The sequence below is a fragment of the Agrobacterium vacciniicorymbosi genome, from assembly GCF_040427045.1.
Classification (GTDB): Bacteria; Pseudomonadota; Alphaproteobacteria; order Rhizobiales; family Rhizobiaceae; genus Agrobacterium.
Genome location: NZ_JBETMF010000005.1, coordinates 1 through 18,644, shown reverse-complemented (window position 1 = coordinate 18,644; position 18,644 = coordinate 1). Strand labels below are relative to the sequence as shown.

Annotated in this window: 17 protein-coding genes; 6 read left to right on the top strand and 11 right to left on the bottom strand. The window is 56.8% G+C overall.

The features are described 5' to 3' along the window. Positions 1-194: 194 nt before the first annotated feature. Positions 195-899, bottom strand: a complete 705-nt coding sequence (locus ABUK73_RS09330; protein ID WP_353577033.1) for a TetR/AcrR family transcriptional regulator — start codon at positions 897-899, stop codon at positions 195-197. A gap of 121 nt (positions 900-1,020) precedes the next feature. Here ABUK73_RS09330 and ABUK73_RS09325 point away from each other — a divergent pair, with 121 nt between their 5' ends. The 6 genes from ABUK73_RS09325 (at position 1,021) to ABUK73_RS09300 (ending at position 7,325) form a co-directional block, all read left to right on the top strand. Next, the gene (locus ABUK73_RS09325; RefSeq protein WP_113086545.1) at positions 1,021-2,310 is read left to right on the top strand and encodes an ABC transporter substrate-binding protein; all 1,290 of its coding nucleotides are present in this window, start codon (positions 1,021-1,023) and stop codon (positions 2,308-2,310) included. A 78-nt stretch (positions 2,311-2,388) separates the two neighbouring features. Beyond that, entirely contained in the window at positions 2,389-3,267 is an 879-nt protein-coding gene (locus ABUK73_RS09320) for a carbohydrate ABC transporter permease (RefSeq protein WP_454892355.1), read from the top strand. Beyond that, on the top strand, positions 3,260-4,135 hold the full coding sequence (locus tag ABUK73_RS09315) for a carbohydrate ABC transporter permease (RefSeq protein ID WP_353577031.1): 876 nt from the start codon (positions 3,260-3,262) through the stop codon (positions 4,133-4,135). The genes ABUK73_RS09320 and ABUK73_RS09315 overlap by 8 nt, the downstream gene beginning before the upstream one ends. Positions 4,136-4,154: 19 nt before the next feature. After that, the gene (locus tag ABUK73_RS09310; RefSeq protein ID WP_353577030.1) at positions 4,155-5,168 is read left to right on the top strand and encodes a Gfo/Idh/MocA family protein; all 1,014 of its coding nucleotides are present in this window, start codon (positions 4,155-4,157) and stop codon (positions 5,166-5,168) included. Next, positions 5,161-6,228 carry a Gfo/Idh/MocA family protein gene (locus ABUK73_RS09305; RefSeq protein WP_353577029.1) on the top strand — a complete coding sequence of 356 codons (1,068 nt, stop codon included), beginning with the start codon at positions 5,161-5,163 and terminating at the stop codon, positions 6,226-6,228. Before ABUK73_RS09310 ends, ABUK73_RS09305 begins: the two co-directional genes overlap by 8 nt. Before the next feature lie 20 nt (positions 6,229-6,248). Continuing rightward, positions 6,249-7,325, top strand: a complete 1,077-nt coding sequence (locus ABUK73_RS09300) for an ABC transporter ATP-binding protein (RefSeq protein ID WP_353577028.1) — start codon at positions 6,249-6,251, stop codon at positions 7,323-7,325. 286 nt (positions 7,326-7,611) lie between these two features. Here ABUK73_RS09300 and ABUK73_RS09295 read toward each other — a convergent pair whose 3' ends face one another. The 10 genes from ABUK73_RS09295 to ABUK73_RS09250 all read right to left on the bottom strand — a co-directional run bounded on the left by ABUK73_RS09295 (position 7,612) and on the right by ABUK73_RS09250 (position 18,315). Continuing rightward, positions 7,612-8,550 carry a LysR family transcriptional regulator gene (locus tag ABUK73_RS09295; RefSeq protein WP_353577027.1) on the bottom strand — a complete coding sequence of 313 codons (939 nt, stop codon included), beginning with the start codon at positions 8,548-8,550 and terminating at the stop codon, positions 7,612-7,614. After that, a complete protein-coding gene (locus ABUK73_RS09290) occupies positions 8,531-9,664 on the bottom strand; it encodes a PLP-dependent cysteine synthase family protein (RefSeq protein ID WP_353577026.1) in 1,134 nt (377 codons plus the stop codon). The genes ABUK73_RS09295 and ABUK73_RS09290 overlap by 20 nt, the downstream gene beginning before the upstream one ends. Before the next feature lie 70 nt (positions 9,665-9,734). Continuing rightward, positions 9,735-11,255: a carboxylesterase/lipase family protein gene (locus ABUK73_RS09285; RefSeq protein WP_353577025.1), complete on the bottom strand. Its 1,521-nt coding sequence runs from the start codon at positions 11,253-11,255 to the stop codon at positions 9,735-9,737. A gap of 1 nt (position 11,256) precedes the next feature. Further along, positions 11,257-12,048 carry an ABC transporter permease gene (locus tag ABUK73_RS09280; protein ID WP_113086537.1) on the bottom strand — a complete coding sequence of 264 codons (792 nt, stop codon included), beginning with the start codon at positions 12,046-12,048 and terminating at the stop codon, positions 11,257-11,259. An 8-nt stretch (positions 12,049-12,056) separates the two neighbouring features. Then, positions 12,057-12,929, bottom strand: coding sequence for an ABC transporter permease (locus ABUK73_RS09275; protein ID WP_353577024.1), 873 nt, complete (start codon positions 12,927-12,929; stop codon positions 12,057-12,059). After that, positions 12,926-13,993 carry an ABC transporter ATP-binding protein gene (locus ABUK73_RS09270; protein WP_353577023.1) on the bottom strand — a complete coding sequence of 356 codons (1,068 nt, stop codon included), beginning with the start codon at positions 13,991-13,993 and terminating at the stop codon, positions 12,926-12,928. The genes ABUK73_RS09275 and ABUK73_RS09270 overlap by 4 nt, the downstream gene beginning before the upstream one ends. 23 nt (positions 13,994-14,016) lie before the next feature. Next, positions 14,017-15,099 (bottom strand): ABC transporter substrate-binding protein, encoded by a 1,083-nt coding sequence (locus ABUK73_RS09265; RefSeq protein WP_353577022.1) that lies wholly within the window; start codon positions 15,097-15,099, stop codon positions 14,017-14,019. A gap of 105 nt (positions 15,100-15,204) precedes the next feature. Continuing rightward, positions 15,205-16,203, bottom strand: coding sequence for a dipeptidase (locus ABUK73_RS09260; RefSeq protein WP_353577021.1), 999 nt, complete (start codon positions 16,201-16,203; stop codon positions 15,205-15,207). Beyond that, complete coding sequence (locus ABUK73_RS09255; RefSeq protein ID WP_353577020.1) at positions 16,200-16,841, bottom strand: 2-hydroxychromene-2-carboxylate isomerase; 642 nt, start codon at positions 16,839-16,841, stop codon at positions 16,200-16,202. The genes ABUK73_RS09260 and ABUK73_RS09255 overlap by 4 nt, the downstream gene beginning before the upstream one ends. After that, the gene (locus ABUK73_RS09250) at positions 16,834-18,315 is read right to left on the bottom strand and encodes an NAD(P)/FAD-dependent oxidoreductase (protein ID WP_353577019.1); all 1,482 of its coding nucleotides are present in this window, start codon (positions 18,313-18,315) and stop codon (positions 16,834-16,836) included. The genes ABUK73_RS09255 and ABUK73_RS09250 overlap by 8 nt, the downstream gene beginning before the upstream one ends. Positions 18,316-18,644: the final 329 nt, after the last annotated feature.

Sequence of the window (18,644 nt, the reverse complement as noted above, 5' to 3'; positions counted from 1 at the left end):
TTAGAATTTGTAACCATTTGGTTATTTGTGGTCGCGAAAGGTTGTTTCTGTCAAGAGGATTTTGATGCGAAAATTGACCGGGGAAATGACACAGGAAAATCTGTCTGGTTTCGTCGCGGCTACCCTAACTTCCGATATTTCGCATGTGCGAAGATAAGAATGGTTGTTCTTGTTGGGTAATTTGGAATGACCGCTTAGATTGGCCGCAGTGCAGCAATAACTGTGTTCACGATATGCTGGCCCCAACGCTCCAGTTCGGCGGGTGCTGCAAGGTCTCGCTGAAAGATCGTAGAAAGCGTAAAGCGGTTCGAAAGATAGAAAAATCCGAGCGACGCGATCGTCAGATATACGTCAACAGGATCCAGCCCGGGCCGAAAATCGCCGGTTCCCTCGCCGCGCCGCAAAACGTCCTTCAACTCCGAAATGAAGTTGGAATGCATTTCCGGTATGAAGTCGGACTGGCGCAAGTATCTGGCCTGATTAAGGTTTTCCGTCGCCAGAATGCTGAGAAATTCCGGGTGGTCGAGAAAATAATGCCATGTGAACAGGGCAAGTTCCCGAAGGCCCTCCACCGGCGGTTTTCGGGCGAGATCAAGCCTGTGTTCTGCATTGCGTATGTGCTGATAGGCGTCTTCCAGCACCGCCAGATAGAGCGCATCCTTGTCTCCGAAGTAGTGGTAGATCATCCGTTTGTTGGTGCCTGCGCGTCTTGCCACCACATCGATGCGCGCACCTGCGAGCCCCTTGGCCGCGACCTCGCGACGGGCGGCTTCCAGAATGGCGGCACGGGTACGTTCCGGATTGCGAGATTGAGCGGCAGCTTTTTTGCGCGCCGGTGCCGCCTTTTGAACGGGCTCGTCGTCTGCTTTTTCCGAAACTGTTTTGCCGGTGTCATCCATGTTTAATGGCCGCTTGACAATGTTGCTGATCAATGATCCCATGTAACCAGATAGTTATAAAACGGCAAGCGCTGTTTACCATCATCATTCAATTTGGCAGTCAATTAGGGAGGAGTTGCCAATGTCCATGATGCTTCAAAGACGTGCTGTTCTATCAGCGGGTCTCGCGGCTTTGTCTTTGGCGACGGTGGGTGGAGGACCCGCTTTCGCACAGGCAGCCCGCCTTCGCCTGCTCTGGTGGGGCTCGCAGGAACGAGCAGACCGCACCAACAAGGCAATCGCGGCTTACAAGCAGGTAAAGCCTGACCTTGCCATTGCTGGCGAGTTTGCGGGGTGGTCGGATTATTGGCCGCGTCTGGCCACTCAGGTCGCGGGTCGCAATGCGCCGGACCTGATCCAGATGGATTATCGCTACATTTTCGAATATGCCCGCCGCGGCGCTCTCGCCCCGCTGGATGAGTATCTTGGCAAGGCTCTGAAAATCGATGATTTCGGTGCGCCGAATATCGATTCAGGCCGCGTGGATGGGAAACTTTACGGCATCAATCTCGGCGTGAACTCCAGTGCGGTCTTTTATGATGCGGCGGGCTGGGAAAAGACCGGTGTCAAGCCGCCGAGCGCCGGGCAGACATGGGAAGAATTCGTCAAAAGCGCCACGGAATTCGGCAAGAACAAACCGAAGCCCGGCTATTTCGCTACGGCGGATGCCAGCGGAGTCGAGCCGAGTTTCGAAAACTGGCTTCGCCAGCAGAACAAGGCGCTTTTCAGTGAAGAGGGCGCACTCGGTTATAACGCTAAGGATGCAGGTGACTGGTTCACCATGTGGGCCGATATGCGCAAGGCAGGCGCCTGCGTGCCAGCCGATATTCAAGCTCTCGACCAGCTGAACATCGAAAGCAACGCCCTGACCACAGGCAAGGCCGCAACAGCCTTCGCCCATTCCAACCAGTTCGTCGGTTATCAGGCGGTCAACAAGGCCAAGCTCTCGATCACCTCCTACCCCAAGGTCTCCAAGGATTCTCCGTCCGGTCATTATCTCAAGCCATCGATGCTGATGAGCGTGGCGAATGGCAGTGCCGGTATCGAGGCAGCCGTCGAGTTCATCAACTTCCTCGTGGCCGTGCCGGAAGGCGTGGATATTCTGGGCGTGGAGCGCGGCGTCCCGGCCTCGGAATCCATGCGTAACCAGCTCAGCCCCAAACTCAACGACGTCAGCAAAGCCATGGTCGAATATATTGCCGAGGTTACGCCGGGCGTCGGACCACTGCCACCAGCACCGCCTCCGGGCGCGGGTGAATTTGCTTTCGTGCTCAAGCGGACTGCCGAAGAAGTTGCTTTCGGCAGAATGACGCCGGAGCAGGGCGGAAAGCAGCTCGTTACAGAAGCGGAAACAGTTATCAAACGGAAGTAACGATCAATGGCGTTTCGATCCGATACGATAGCAAGGGAGGGCCGCTCTGCGGCTCTTCCCAAGGGTGGACTGCGAAAGATGTTCGATCGCAACGTCCACGCCTACGTCTTCCTGCTGCCCTGGCTGATCGGCTTTTTTGGATTGACGCTCGGCCCCGCTCTGGCCTCGCTCTATCTCTCCTTTACGAATTACGATCTGCTGCAGTCACCGGATTGGGTCGGCGCTTCGAACTACGTTCGGATCGCCACGGCAGACCCGAAGTTCGCAGCCGCCATGAAGGTCACCTTCACCTACGTCCTTCTCTCCGTTCCGCTGAAGCTCATCTTCGCGTTGATGGTGGCGATGGCTTTCAATCGCGGCATGAAAGGGCTGACGCTCTACCGCGCCGTCTTCTATCTACCGTCGCTCCTGGGCTCCAGTGTTGCCATTGCCGTTCTGTGGCGCCAGCTTTTCGCCTCGGATGGTCTGGTCAACATGGTGCTGTGGCAGCTGTTTGGCTATGAAGGTCCAAGCTGGATTTCCAACCCTGACTATTCCATCTACACGCTGGTCATCCTGTCGGTCTGGCAGTTTGGGTCACCGATGATCATCTTCCTCGCCGGTCTGCGACAGATTCCGCAGGATATGTATGAGGCCGCGGAGATGGATGGTGCAGGCAAGATGCGCCAGTTCTTCCGCATCACGCTGCCACTGCTGACACCCGTCATCTTCTTCAACGCGGTGATCCAGACCATCGATGCCTTCAAGGCATTCACCCCGGCCTTCATCATCTCCGAAGGGTCCGGCGGGCCGATCAACTCGACCCTGTTTTATACGCTCTATCTTTATCAGGAAGCGTTCGGCTTCTTCCGCATGGGCTATGCCTCGGCTCTGGCCTGGATACTGGTCGTCATCATCTCGCTCTTCACGGCCTTTTCCTTCCTCAGCGCGCGATATTGGGTGCATTACGATGACTGATGCCGTTACCTCCCTTCGCCCCGGTCAGGCGGTGCAACGCCCGCTTTGGAAATCAGTGCTTCTGCACACGGCGCTGATCCTTGCATCCATCGCCATGATGTACCCCATCCTGTGGATGATATCAGGCTCTTTCCGCCCACAGGACGAGCTGTTCGGATCGTCGTCGCTCATTCCCTCGGCGCTTGATCTTGGCGGATATATTCGTGGATGGACCGGACTTCAGGTGTCCTTCGGGCAATTCTTCTGGAACTCGTTCTTCATCGCCGTGCTTGCGACCATCGGCAATGTCGTCGGCTGCTCATTGGCGGCCTTCGCCTTTGCGCGCCTTCGGTTCGGTGGGCGGAATTTCTGGTTCGCGCTGATGCTGGGCACCTTGATGCTGCCCTATCATGTAGTGCTGATCCCGCAATATATCCTGTTTCTGGAAATGGGCTGGGTCAACACGTCGCTCCCGTTGATCGTCCCGAAATATCTGGCGACGGATGCCTTCTTTATTTTCCTTATGGTGCAGTTCTTCCGGGGCATTCCGCGAGAGCTGGACGAGGCCGCTGTCATGGATGGATGCAGCCCCTTCCGCATCTACTGGAAAATCATGCTGCCGCTGTCCTCACCGGTTCTGGCAACCGCAGCCATCTTCTCCTTCATCTGGACCTGGGATGATTTCTTCGGGCCGCTGATCTACCTCAATGATATCAATACCTACACTGTGCAGCTTGGCCTTCGATCCTTCGTGGATTCCACCGGCAGCTCGGATTGGACGGCGCTGTTTGCCATGTCCAACCTTTCACTGATCCCCGTTTTCCTTTTCTTCCTCTTCTTCCAGCGCCTCCTTATCGAGGGCATCGCCACCACAGGCATGAAACGCTGACACATCAAGGCATTGGACAATGAAACCCGTTCGATTTGCGACAATCGGTATCAACCACAATCACATATTCGGCCAGACGAACTGCCTGTTGAATGCAGGCGCTGAACTCGTCGGCTTCCACGCCGTCGAAGACGATCTGGCAAAGGAATATGCCGAGACGTTTTCAGGCGTGCAGCGTGTCGATGACAAGCGCAGACTGCTGGACGATCCGTCCATCGACCTCATCATCAGCGCGGCCATCCCCGATGAGCGCGCGCCTCTTGCCATCGACGCCATGCGCGCAGGCAAGGATGTGATGGTGGACAAGCCGGGGATGGTGACGCTCGCCCAATTGGATGACGTCAAAAAAGTCCAGGCAGAAACAGGCCGTATTTTTTCGGTGCTGTATTCCGAACATTTCGAAAACCGTGCCACCGTCAAGGCCGGCGAGCTGATTGCTGCCGGTGCCATCGGCAAGGTGGTCTCTACCGCCGGTTTCGGGCCGCATCGCCTGCGTGCCTCGACACGACCGGACTGGTTTTTCGAGCGGCAGCGTTATGGCGGCATTCTGGTAGATATCGCGTCGCACCAATGCGAGCAGTTCCTGTTTTTCACCAATTCGGATACTGCCGATATTCTCTCGGCCAAAGTCTCGAACCGGGCAAACCCGCAATCGCCAGGCTTGCAGGATAGCGGCGATATTCATCTTTTCACCAGGGATGCGGACGGCTTCATTCGTGTCGACTGGTTTACGCCAGACGGGTTGCCAAGCTGGGGCGATGGACGTCTGTTCATAACAGGCACGGAAGGTGCGATCGAAATTCGCAAGAATGTCGATATTGCCGGGCGCGATGGCGGTAATCACCTGTTCCTGACCGACAAGACCGGCGTTCTGCACTTTGATTGTGCGGATGTGCCATTGCCCTATGGGCCGCAGCTTCTGGACGATATTCGCAACCGCACGCAAACGGCCATGCCGCAGGCCCGCTGCTTTGCGGCGATGGAGATTGCGCTGAAAGCCCAGCAGATCGCGGAGGGTCGCCAGAATGGCTAAGCGTTATAGAGTTGGCGTCATCGGCTGTGGCATTGGTCGATCCCATATCGAGGAAGGATATGCGGCGCATCCGGATAAATACCAGGTTGCCGTCCTGTGTGACCTCGACGAAGCGCGGTTGAATGCGGTTGCCGACGAATTCAACGTGAAAGGCCGCACCCGATCGTCCGATGAATTGATGGCAATGGAAGACATCGACATCATCGATATCTGCACCCCACCGGCCATTCACACAAAGCTCATTCTTCAGGCTCTGGCCGCTGGCAAACATGTGGTGTGTGAAAAGCCGCTGACGGGTTCGTTGGCGGAACTGGATGAGGTCGTTGCAGCGGAAAAGAGTGCCAAGGGCACTCTGATGCCGATCTATCAGTATCGCTACGGCGATGGTGTGCAGCAGGCCCGCCGCATCATCGAAAGCGGTCTGGCCGGAAAGCCCTATGTCGGCACCGCCGAAACGCTTTGGAAGCGGGACGCAGCCTATTACGACAATCCCTGGCGCGGAAAATGGGCGACGGAACTGGGTGGCACCTTGATGACACATGCCATCCACCTGCACGACATGCTGACCTATCTCATGGGGCCGGTTGAGCGCGTCTTTGCCCGCACCGATACCCGCGTCAATAACATCGAGGTTGAGGATTGTGTGTCCGCAAGCCTGCTGATGAAGAACGGCGCGCTGGTGTCTCTCACCACCACACTCGGCTCCCAGGAAGAAATCAGCCGTCTACGTTTGGCTTTTGAAAATGTCACCTTCGAAAGCAATCACGCCGCCTATTCGCCGGGTGACGGCCCTTGGCGCATCCTTCCAGCCAACGAGGAGATTGGCCAGAAGATTGACGCGCTGTTGGCCGACATGCCGCCTGTGGGTCGGCGCTTTACCGGGCAAATGGAAGCTTTTTATCATGCGCTGGAAAAGGGCGAACCGGCGCCGGTTCGCACATCGGATGCGCGCGGCTCTCTGGAGCTCATCGCAGCAATCTATCACTCCAGTGATACGAATTCGGATGTCACCCTGCCCATCACCACAGGTCATCCAAAATACATAAGCTGGCGACCTTAATCGCGGGGCGGAGGAACGATATGGCAAGCAGCATTATTCTCGACAAAATCGTCAAGCGCTTCGGTGCTTTCCCCGTCATTCATGGCATTGACCTTCAGATTGAGCCCGGTGAATTCACGGTCTTCGTCGGCCCATCGGGCTGTGGCAAATCCACGCTTTTGCGCATGATTGCCGGGCTGGAGGAGATATCGGCTGGAGATCTTCTGATCGATGGTGAGCGGGTGAATGAAACCGCCGCCTCAAAGCGCGGTATTGCCATGGTCTTCCAGTCCTACGCGCTTTATCCGCATATGAGCGTCTACAAGAACCTCGCCTTCGGCCTTGAGACCGCCGGTTATAAAAAGCAGGAAATCGAGGAGCGGGTGCAAAAGGCAGCCAATGTGCTGCAGATCGGCCCGCTCTTGCAACGCAAGCCAAAAGCGCTGTCGGGCGGGCAGCGTCAGCGCGTAGCCATTGGTCGAGCCATCGTGCGTGAGCCGAAAATCTTCCTGTTCGATGAGCCGCTATCCAACCTCGATGCCGAACTGCGTGTGCAGATGCGTGTGGAAATCGCCAAGCTTCACCAGACGCTCGGCAGTACCATGATCTATGTGACGCACGATCAGGTAGAAGCCATGACCATGGCCGACAAGATCGTGGTTCTGCGCGAGGGGCGCATCATGCAGGTCGGGCGACCGCTTGATCTTTATAATCATCCCGCAAACCAGTTCGTGGCAGGCTTTATAGGCTCGCCAAAAATGAACTTCCTGTCCGCAACGCTTGTGGCCGCAGATACATCGCGCCGGACCATCGAAATCTCCGGTCAGCAAATTGTTCTGGATCGCCCGCTGGAGGCCAAGGATGGTGAGGCACTGACCTTCGGCATCCGGCCCGAACACATTCAGCCGCAGGCACAATCAGCCAGCCTGGGCGATGGCAATATCCAGCTGGTGGAGCATCTGGGCGGATCGACGGTGATCTATACCAACACCGCAGATGGACAGCCGGTCACCGTTTTGCTGGACGGGCAGAAGCCATTGCGGATCGGTGAAATGGTACCTCTGTCCTTCGATCTGGCCAACGCCCATGTTTTCGGCGCGGATGGTCGCAGGGTCTAGCTGAGGCTAGAGCGCTTCCTTGTTAAATGGAAACGTTCTGCCGGAGCAGATTTTCGTCAGGGCTAAGGCGATTGGCGAAGGGCATACCCAAAGGTACGGTCGAGCCGATCGCCTTAGTCCTGGCGGAAATATGCCCGGCCCTTTGGGTTGGTTGAAACGGGCCGTCTTCTTGCCCGGACGGCTTGGTCGTATGCTAAGGCTACGGCACGCGCCGTCCGGACAAGCAGTCGATCCCGTTTGAACCAACAGAACTGTTTCCATTTAGCAAGGAAGCGCTCTAAGGCACTCAATACAGGTTTGGCAGGCTGTCGTGCTTTCGGAAACTGGGCAGCGTGAACGCGCGCTGCTCGATAGCGGCGATCAAGGTTCTGACCGTGTTCGGCAAAGGCAGGCCCGTTGCGGTGATGACGCCCCAGTAGAACGGGATGTGGAAATCGAGCGGCAATATCTTCAGCCCTTCGATAGGCAGGCCCGCAATGGTGGTGGACTCGACAATCGCAACGCCAAGACCGGCCCTCGCCAGCGAAAGCGACACATAGGTCGCATTGCTATCGATGACGCCGCGTGGCTCGATTGCATGTTCCGTCAGTGCCTTATCGATGCGCATGCGCAGGCGGTAAGGATTCGCGGAGGCGATCAGCCTGTGTCCCCTCAAGTCGGCGGCATGCAGAATGTCTTTGGCCGCCAGTTCGCTGTTTTCCGAGACGATGGCGACGCAGGGCACTTCACCAATCCAGTGCACATCGATGCCGGGATTATCGAGCGGTAAGCTGGCGATGCCGATATCCGCTGTGCGGGCCACCACAGACTGGACGACATTCTCCGAGGCCGTGCTTTGCACATGCACATGATGCGGGAAATTTTCCTTGGGCAGATCCCCCAGCGCAAGCGGCACGATGCTGGCAGCAAGAGCCGGTATGGCAGCAATTTCTATGGGGCGTGCCTGCGCCGTGTCGATCTGCCGCGCTTTTTCGCTTATTGTGCGCAGACCGCCCAGAAACAGTTCCGCTTGAGCAAAGAAGGCAACGCCCTGTTCGGTCGGGGCGATGCGTGGACCGTTTCTGTGGAGGACGGAAAATCCAAGTTCCTGTTCCAGATCCTGGATGAGGCGGGTAATGACGGGCTGCGACTTGCCGAGCGCCTTTGCGGCCCCCGTCATGCTGCCGATGGAAATTACGGCGACAAATGCTTCGAGTTGGCGGGTATCAAGGTAATCCGGTGGCATCGAAACTCCTGAATTCGCCGCTATCGATAAAGGTTTCCAGCACATCGCGATAGGGTGTTATATCGATGCCGTTCTTCGCCAGCCAGTCGGGATTGTAATAGGTCGCTGCATAGCGGTCGCCACTGTCGCAGATCAGCGATACCAGCGAGCCCTCCTTGCCTTCCTTCATCATCGCGGCAGCAATCCAGCATAGGCCGAAGAAGTTGGTGCCAGTCGAACCGCCAACACGCCGGAAAAGCCGGTCGGAAAGAACATGCATGGCCGCAATAGAGGCGGCGTCCGGTATCTTGATCATGTGGTCGATAACGCCAGGAATGAAAGACGGCTCCACGCGAGGACGCCCCACACCTTCAATGCGCGATGGCGTCGCGCAGGTCACGTCTCTATCGCCGGTCATATAGGATGCGTAAAAGGCGGAATGTTCAACATCCACCACGCAGAGGCGGGTGGAGAGGTTGCGGTAGCGAATGTAGCGACCGATCGTCGCCGATGTGCCGCCGGTACCGGCATTCATCACCACCCATTCGGGTTCGGGATGTTCTTCGCTTCTCATCTGCTCGAAAATGGAATCGGCGATGTTGTTGTTGCCGCGCCAGTCGGTTGCGCGTTCAGCATAGGTGAACTGGTCGAGATAATGTCCACCTGTCTCGGCGGCCAGCTTTTCTGCGACGGTATAGACTTCGGAAGGTCGATCCACGAAATGGCACTTGCCGCCAAAGCGCTCGATGGCTTCCACCTTTTGCGGGCTCGTGGAATGCGGCATCACTGCGATGAAGGGCAGATCGAGCAGATGCGCGAAATAGGCTTCGCTGACCGCCGTGGAGCCGGATGATGCTTCAACCAGCGTCGTGCCCTGCGCGATCTTGCCGTTGCAGATGCCGTAGAGAAACAGGGAGCGTGCGAGCCGGTGCTTGAGGCTGCCGGTCGGGTGCGTGGACTCGTCCTTCAGATAGATCGAAATGCCGCGTAAGCCTTTGAATACGGGCTTCACAAGATGCGTATCGGCAGAACGGCGACCATCGCCCTGAAGAATGCCGATGGCGCGTCTGGCCCAGTCACGGTCTTCGCAGGCGGGCAGGGGCGTGATGGGCGGTGTGGAGAGACAATCGGACATCACGCAGCACTCCATCCGGCAGAAAAGAAGCGTTGTGTCTGGCGGGTCCGCGGTGCTCGATTGATGGTTGTCACGATGTTTCGTCTCTCCGTGAATGGTTTTGTGGAATATCTTTCCACAAATTTGTCCTATCTTGGAAAGGATCGGTCGCCAAGCGGAAATCGCCGTTGTCGGCATGAAGCACGGTAGGTGTATCGGCCGCGAAACGCGGCCAGAAACCAACCGGCGTTTGGGGTGCCTCATCACGGATGAACGAAACCCATATATCGTGGATGGCCTTGGCAAATACTGTGTCACTCGAACGCTGCCGTTCGGGTAGGCTGTTCACATCCATGCCTTGGCGATACCAGACCGCGCCGACCTCCGCACCATGCGGCGCACCAAGCTCGTCAGCCTCCAGCGTTCCATAGAGATATTTGTAAACGGGCTTGTGGCGGGAATGCAATTGCGCAAAGCGGGTTGCCGGATTTTGAAAAACCAGATCGCCCGCCACTGCACGCCAGATACCGAGCGGGCTGTGGTCTGAAAGAGCATGACGATAGCGCGAAACGATCTCTTCACCTGTCAGACCCATGGGCCGTACGCGTTCATGTAGCAGGCGGGCAGCATCAGAAAAATCCATGTTCTGCGACTGGGCGGTGGCATGGGTGACATATTCGCCCGTCGTGCAGCCGATCATCATCGGCACCTGCGCGACCTCGCCTTTTGCAGCCAGTTCCTCGGGATGACCGGGAAGTGAAACACCGTCGATGACAGGCACGAAAGGAACGCCCAACATCGCCGCTGACCCGTCGCGCTCGAAGTCATGGTCCTCATAGGACTGATTGCAGAGATCGCGCTGGGCGATCAGCAGCGTTTCGAGCGGCACATCGATCAGTTCCGCTTCCGTTACCTGAAGTCGTTCCAACAGACGACGGTTGAGTTTTTGTGCGTCCTCCATTGTCGCGATGCCGGTGCTGGCGCCGCTTTGCGGCATGGCCTTGGCAAACAGGCCTTTGGCTTTTGGCATGGCCATCACCGCTGCAACGGAAAAGCCACCCGCCGAGCGCCCGGCAAAGGTCACGCGTTCAGCATCTCCGCCGAAGGCAGCGATATTGTCGCGAACCCATTCCAGTGCAGCGATCTGATCGAGCAGCCCGCGATTATCAGGCGAACCACCATTGAGATGCAGAAAGCCAAGCGCGCCCAGACGATAATTGACCGTGACTTCCACGATCCCGCTTGCGGCAAAAGCGCCGCTTTGCAACACGGCCTCATTGGCGGAGCCCACCGCATAACCACCGCCGTGTATCCAGACCAGCACGGGCGCCGAGCCACTGAGCGAAGGCGTGCGGATGTTGACTGTCAGAAAATCCGTGCCGAATTCCAGCTTTGAGGTCGCGGCCTTGCCCACTGGCCCGTAAGTCGGAATTTGCGGGCAAACGTCACTGAGGCGTTTTGCCGGACGCACGCCGGACCACGGAGCAACCGGCTGCGGCGCCATGAAACGCCGCTCCGGCGTAATGGGCGCAGCATAGGGTACGCCCAGAAAAACGTGATATCCGTTTTCCTCGAAACCTTCGACCCGTCCGGCTTTGGTCTCGACAATCATCTTATAATGCCTTGCGCAGACCGATCAGTTTCTCGACCGCCACGACAACCGTAATTGAAATGAGAATGAGGATGACGGAGAGTGCCGCGATCTGCGGATCGGTGGAATATTCAAGGTAGTGATAGATCTCCGTGGGCAACGTCGATGCCTTGACCGAAACGATGAACAGCGAAATTGTCGCCTCATCGAATGAGATCAGAAACGCGATGACGGCACCGGCAATCAGCCCCGGTCGCACCAATGGCAGCGTGATGCGCCAGAACACCTTTGCTGGTGAAGCGCCGTGGACGAGCGCAGCTTCCTCGACACGGATATCGACCGCCATCAGGCTCATGGTGATGGTGCGTACCGTATAGGGAATGGTGATGCCGAGATGCGCGAGAACGATGCCGGGGTAGCTGTCCAGCAGACCAATCGGCGCAATGACAAGCATGATGCCGACGGCCAGCACGATATGGGGAACCAGAAACGGTGCCAGGATCAGAAAATTGACCGCGCCCTTGCCGCGAAACTTGTACCGCACCAGCGAAAAGGACAGCAGCATGCCGGACACAACGGCGGCAGAACCCACGATGACGCCGATGATCAGGCTTCGCCAGAAGGCGGAGATGAACTTCGCGTTTTCGAAGACCTTCACATAGGAGCCGAACGAGAAGCTTTCGGGCGGAAATGCAAGATATTGCCGCGTATCGAAGGAAATGATGAAGACGATGATAATCGGTGCTAGAAGGAACAGATAAAGCAGCGTAATCAGGCTGTTCCAGGTAATGCGGCCTAGGAGATTGTTGCGCATGGTCCGCCTCACGCCTCCAAAGAGCGCAACGCGCGCTGGTACATGACAATGATGCTGCTGAAAAGAAGAAGCAGCATGACGGAAAGCGCTGCCGCAAGTGGCCAGTTCAGTGTCACCGTCGCTTCGTTGAAGACTTCCGTGCCAAGAACGAAGACGCGCCCGCCACCCATCAATCGTGGGGTGACGAAGGCCGAGATGGCCAGAACGAACACCAGAAGTGCGGCAGTCAGCACGCCGGGCAAACTGAGCGGCAGAATGATGCGGGTGAAAACCTTGAGGCGATTGGCGCCGAGCATGGCTGCGGCTTCCTCCAGTTGCGCGTTCAGGCGACCGAACCCGCTCAGCATGGCGAGGATGGCGTAGGGCATCAGAATTTCCACAAGCGCGACGGTCGCGCCGAAGCTGTTATTCGTCAGCCTGATGACGCCATCGGTCAAGGATAGAGATTGCAGGGTGCTGTTGATGACGCCCTTATCGCCCAGAATAACCATCCAGCCATAAGTCCGGACAACGGATGACGTCAGCAGAGGTGCAACCGCCAGTGCCGTCAACACGCCGCGCCAGCGGCTTTCAGTGCGTGCCAGAAACAGCGCGATTGGATAGGACAGGATGACGGCAAACAGGGCCACATTGAAACCAAGTACCAACGTGTTCCACGCCACGCGCCAGTAAAACGGATCGAAAACCACAGTCGAATAGGATTGCGCGGTCCAGTCGCCGCCGCTGAATGCAGCGATGGTCGAAGACGCAAAGGAAGCACGAAACAGCCAGATCAACGGCAAGACAAAAGTGACGACAAGGGCTGCAAGCCCCGGCACCAGCAGCAGGAGAAGCACGCCGCGCGGCGCACCGGACGACTGCTTGTCGGTTGCCGCACTCATAGCGCTTCCTCACCGATAAGGGTGACATCTTCAGGCGCGACGGAAAGCGTGACTTCACTGCCCTTTTCGGGAAGAGAGCCGGCATGCGTCGGCAGATCGGCTTGCAAAAGCTTTTTGCCGCATCGCACGTTCATGGTCAGTATCTGCCCGCGATAGACAACATGCTCGACCGTGCCTTTGAAGGTGTTAGCAATCGCCGCGCCTTCGGTAAGACGAAGGCGGTGCGGGCGGATCATCAGCTTGACCCGGGCACCGACGGGCGCGGAGCCGGTGAAGCGTATCGTTTTCAGGTCATCAACGACGGCAAGCCCCGGTTCGACGGCTTCTCCCTCGAAGAATGTTCCGGCCCCGATGAAGGAAGCCACGAATTCGGTTTGTGGGCGGTCGAATATCTGGCGCGGCGTGCCGATCTGCTCCAGCCTGCCATTCGACATGACCGCAAGGCGATCCGCCATGGAGAGCGCTTCGTCCTGATCATGCGTCACGAAGATGGCGGTAACGCCGGTGCGGGCCTGGATTTCGCGAATTTCATCGCGCATCTCGTCACGCAATTTGGCGTCGAGGTTGGAAAGCGGCTCATCGAGAAGCAGCAGTTCCGGTTCGATAACCAGCGAACGGGCAATCGCCGCACGCTGCTGCTGCCCGCCGGAAAGCTGGGCGACCTTGCGTGCACCGAGCCCCGTCAGCTTCACGAGATCGAGCGCTTTATTGACGCGCTCTTCCCGTTCTGCACGGCCGACATTGCGCATTTCCAGGCCGAAGGAAATGTTTTCGGCAACCGTCATATGCGGAAACAGGGCATAGGCCTGAAACACCATGCCCATATTGCGTTTGTAGACTGGCGTGGAAGACACGTCCTTGCCATCGACCCTGATCGCGCCGGATGTCGGGTCGATGAGACCGGCGATCATTCGCAGGATCGTCGTCTTTCCGCAGCCGGAGGGCCCGAGCAGCGCCAGCATCTCGCCGCGCGGCAACGAGAAGCTGACGTGATCCACAGAGGGTTTCTGGGCGCCCGCATAGGTCTTCACGAGATTGTCGATGATGACGTGCTGTTCAGCCATAGCGTCCAGTTTTCCTTTAAAGATCAGTTGAGAGCGATGACTTCGCGGTTGATGCGCTGGATCCATGCCGAATATTTCTCGGCAACGAAGTTCCAGTCGAGTGACATTTGCGCGGCCTGAGCCTCCTTGGAGCCGTAGATGCGAGCAGCCACAGCATCCGGTAGGCTGACCTTGGTGTTAACCGGGCCATAGAAGCTCTTTTCGGCAAAGGTGGCCTGTGCCTCGGCGCTCAGCGCATAATTGACGAAAAGCTGCGCGGCTTCGGCATTCTTGGAGCCTTCGACAAGGCCGATCGTGTTGGTCTGGCCGATGGAGCCTTCCTTGGGTGCCGCGACTGCGATCTTGCCGCCCTGTGTATCATGCAGATACTGCGCGCGACCATTCCAGCAGATCGAAAGATCGACTTCGCCACTCTGGACGACCGCATAGCAATCCGGTGCCGGTTCCCATGTCGAAACATTGGGGGCGATTTCCGTCAGTTTCTCGATGCCGGGATCGATGGTCTGCTTGTAATCCGCGCCCTGCAATTTGCTGAGGATCGGTAGCAGAATGACGCCGCGTGTATCGCCCAGCTTTGCTGCGATCTTGCCCTTGTATTTCGGGTCGGTCAGATCATTCCAGCTGGTTGGCGGTTCCTTCACGGCGTCGGTGTTGTAGAGGATTGCCAGATTGTCCTGAGAAAAGGCGATGGCCTTGTCACCATCGATGCGGGCCCAGTCCGGTGCTTCGGCGATATTGGGAACCTTCGCCGCGTCAAGCTTGGCAAAGATACCCTCTTTGCTAGCCTTGATGGCAACGGAAACATCGATCAACGCGACATCAACCTTCGGGTCAGCGCGCTGAAGCGTCAACAGTGCAAGCGTTTCTGCGGAATTTTTGCTCTGCTGATAGGTGACGTCGATGCCCGGATATTTCTCCTTAAAGGCATTGATGATGAATTTCTGATAGTTATCGGCAAATACGCCGGAGAAGCCGACGATGTTGACTGTGCCCTTTGTCGACGCATCCTGTGCGGATGCCGATCCCATCAATGCCGCGAAGGCCGCAACCACTGCGCCGGCGCGGAGAAGGGTTTTGGAGATTCCACTCTGCATAGTCTTCTTCATTTCCTCTCTCCAGTTCCGTTTTTGGCGATGTGCGCCATGTGATATGTGACTGCGAATAGGTCGATTATTCATATCTGCGGTTTATGATTTTCGCCACTACAACTGTCAGGCCGTTGGTGTCCAGGCACGATCCAGAACACGCAGCCAGTTTTGGCCAAGGAGTTTCAAAACTAGTTCTTCGCTCCAGCCACGTGCCAGCATGCGCGATGTCAGGTTGGGCATATCCGTCATCCGCTCAATGCCCTTCGGCTTGTTGATCTTGACGTTGCCGAATTCTGTCAGCTTGCGGGCGGTGCCCTTGTCCTTATTGGCCCACAAAAGCCAAGGGCCGGGGCGTGGGCGGTCGAGCGAAAAGTCGGTGCCGATACCGACGTGATCTTCACCGACGAGATCGATAATGTAGGCCATGGCATCGAGATAGTCTTCGACAGTCGCGTCATTTCCAGCTGCGAGGCCCGGGGCAAAAAGGCTGACGCCGATCAGGCCTCCCTTTTCGGCGCAGGCCAAAAAAAGATCGTCCGGCTTGTTGCGCTTCACATCACGCAATGCACGCGGAAGAATATGTGAAATACACACCGGCGATTTCGATTGCGCAATGACATCCGCCGATGTCTTGTCGCCCACATGGCTGAGATCGCACAACACACCGACGCGGTTCATTTCCGACAGCACTTCCTTGCCGAAGCCTGTCAGGCCGCTATCGACCTCTTCCAAATATCCGGCACCGGAATAGTTCTGGGTATTATATGTCATCTGCATGATGCCAACGCCGAGATCCTTGAAGATTTCGACGTAATCCAGCTTGTCTTCCAGTGGCGACGTGTTCTGCCAGCCGATGATGATGCCGGTCTTACCCTCGGCCTTCGCCGCATGAATATCGGCGACGGAGCGAACGGGGCGCAGAATGTCGTCATTCTCGCGGATAAAGCGCTTCCATTCCGAGACATATGCGATGCCTTCGCGGAAATTTTCCCAGAGCAGGGAGGAGACATTGACGGCGGTCAAACCACCGGCGCGCATTTCTTCGAATATCTCGCGGCTCCACTGGCAGGTCTGCAAGCCATCAACGATGATCGCCTTGTCGTGCAATTGCGTATCGGTCATTCGGCCAGTTCCTTCAATGTTTCGTTCTTCTGCTTGATGGCTTTGAGTGCCCGGTCAACGAAATCGAGGCGGTCCTGCCCCCAGAACAATTCCTTGCCCAGCACGTAAGTCGGCGTTCCAAAAATGCCGAGCCGTTCCGCTTCCGCCAGATTGCCGTTCCATTCAGCCACGATGGCTTCAGGCTGCTCTTCAACGATGAGCTTGACGGCAGCGCATCCCAAAGTTTCCTGCCCGATCTCCTGCAGCGTGACAATATCGGCGATATCGCGGTTTTCAGCCCAGAGTGCCTGTTGCACGGCAAAGGAAAATGAAATGGCATCCAGCCCGGCATTCTGAAGCGCGATGACGGCCTGGGCGGCGAGTTCGATCGTGCGGCACGGATAGAATTTTGGTTTCAGGTTCAGCGGAATGTCTAGATATTCCCGCCAGCGCCGCAACTCGACATCATGATAGGCCTGTCGCGCATCCGGGCGTTTTCTCAGCGGAATACCGCCATTCGCCTCGATAATGCGAATGGGCCGAAGTTTGATCTTCGCACCATTGTCTCGCGCAACGGCTGCCGCCTTCTGCGCGCCAAAATAGGCCCATGGTGAAGAAATGCCGTAGAAAATCTGGAGTGTCGGCTTGGTATCATCCATTTGCACGGTTTATCTCCTGAAGCTGATCCGCATCGCTCCACTCGTCGCCAAACAGTTCCGGCGTTTCGAAATTGGTGAAGCGATCCAGATGGTAAGCGCGGTCTTCCACAAAAAGAGAGCGCGCAATGCCGGTGGAAAGGCGGGCGGCGCCATCGCTGATCGATGGAATGCCGCTGGTGATTTTTCCGTGCGATGGCACGGCGGGATAGGCAAAACAGAATATGTTGGACACTGCACGGGCGGTTTCTGCCTCCACACCGGGCTTGGCCAAAAACTCGTACGAAGGGCCGAGATAAGGCATCGAACCCATGCCCTCATGTTCCCAGCCCAGCGGCGGCGAATAGGCATCGCGCCAGAGCTGGATTGTGTCCGCAAGCATCGCAAATTCAGGACGCCTGCTAAAATCGACGGAAAAGCCGGTGGCAAAAATCACGAGGTCCGTTTCGTAACGTCCCTTCGGTGTTACGACCGATACGCTGTGTCCATTGTCCGCAAGGTCTTTGATGGGACTTGCCAGATGGAAGAAAGCGTTGGGATGTTTGGAAACGCGCAGCACACTGTGGCGGGGAGGGGGAATCTGCGCCCTTTCGCCCGCGACCATATAGGTCCATTTATCTGCATCCGGCAAGCCGACATAACCTTGCGTCATGCCCTGGCTACCGACACCAGTGAATTTGTCGATGCGGGGAATATCGGCGCGACGAATGAAGATATCCACGCGAGACGCACCAGCCTCAAGCGCTGCTGCGGCATTATCCATGGCAGAAGCACCGGCACCCACGACGGAAACGCGCTTTCCTTTGAATTCCGCGCTGTCGATCAAGTCAGCGCCATGACGAATGAAACGTGATGGCACGCGACCCGCGACCTCTGGCATGGTCGGTGCGCCTAAGCCATCAAGGCCGGTGGCCAGCACGACACGGCGGGCGAGAACGTCTTTCACCGTTTCGCCATTTCGAAACGACAGGGAAATCAACCCGTCATCACGACGCTGCATGGTCTGGAGGGCGCTATCGTTCACGACACTCAAAGACAGAACCCGCCGGTACCAGACAAGGTAGTCCATCCACATTGTGCGCGGAATAAGCCCCATATCGTGGTAGGCCTGGGCGCCATATTGGGCTTCAAACCAGGCTCTGAAGGTCAAGGACGGAATACCCAAAGCCGGGCCTGCGGCTTCCTTGCGGGTGCGCAGGGTTTCCATGCGGGCAAACGTCACCCACGGTCCTTCGCGGCCTTCCGAGGCACGGTCGAAAGCGCAGGCATTTTCGATGCCCAGTTTTTTCAGCGCCGCAAGGGTGACGAGGCCGCAGAGACCGGCGCCGATGACAGCGACATCGAGCACAGTCTGACCGTTGGAGGTAAGCGCAGGCATCCATGTTTTTGGCGGCAGGTTCAGCCACAGAAGATCGAGTTGAAGCCGCTCTTCGAGAGCTTCCAATGAGTCCGGACGCTGGTTTTCAAGGGTTGTCACCCTGAGGCCTCATTATTCGTAAATTGCATTATGATGATGGTATGATGGCTTTATTGGAATGTAAATGAAAGATTTGGTGAAGAAATATACTCGAAACGATGTTGCGTAAAAAATGCTCAAAGTAGTTTAATATGCTTCAACGCGGCCCTGAACTGAAAACCATTCCTACTTCAAAATTTAAGGCAGGGGATAATTCGTTATCTGTCTGGACGTGGACATAAAAAAAGGCGGCCCGTCATGACCGCCTTTCTGCCACTACTGTCCGGTTTAAATCTGTAGACACGGCGCACGGTGTTGATTCTACTCGTATTCAAGCGTTTGGCGACGAT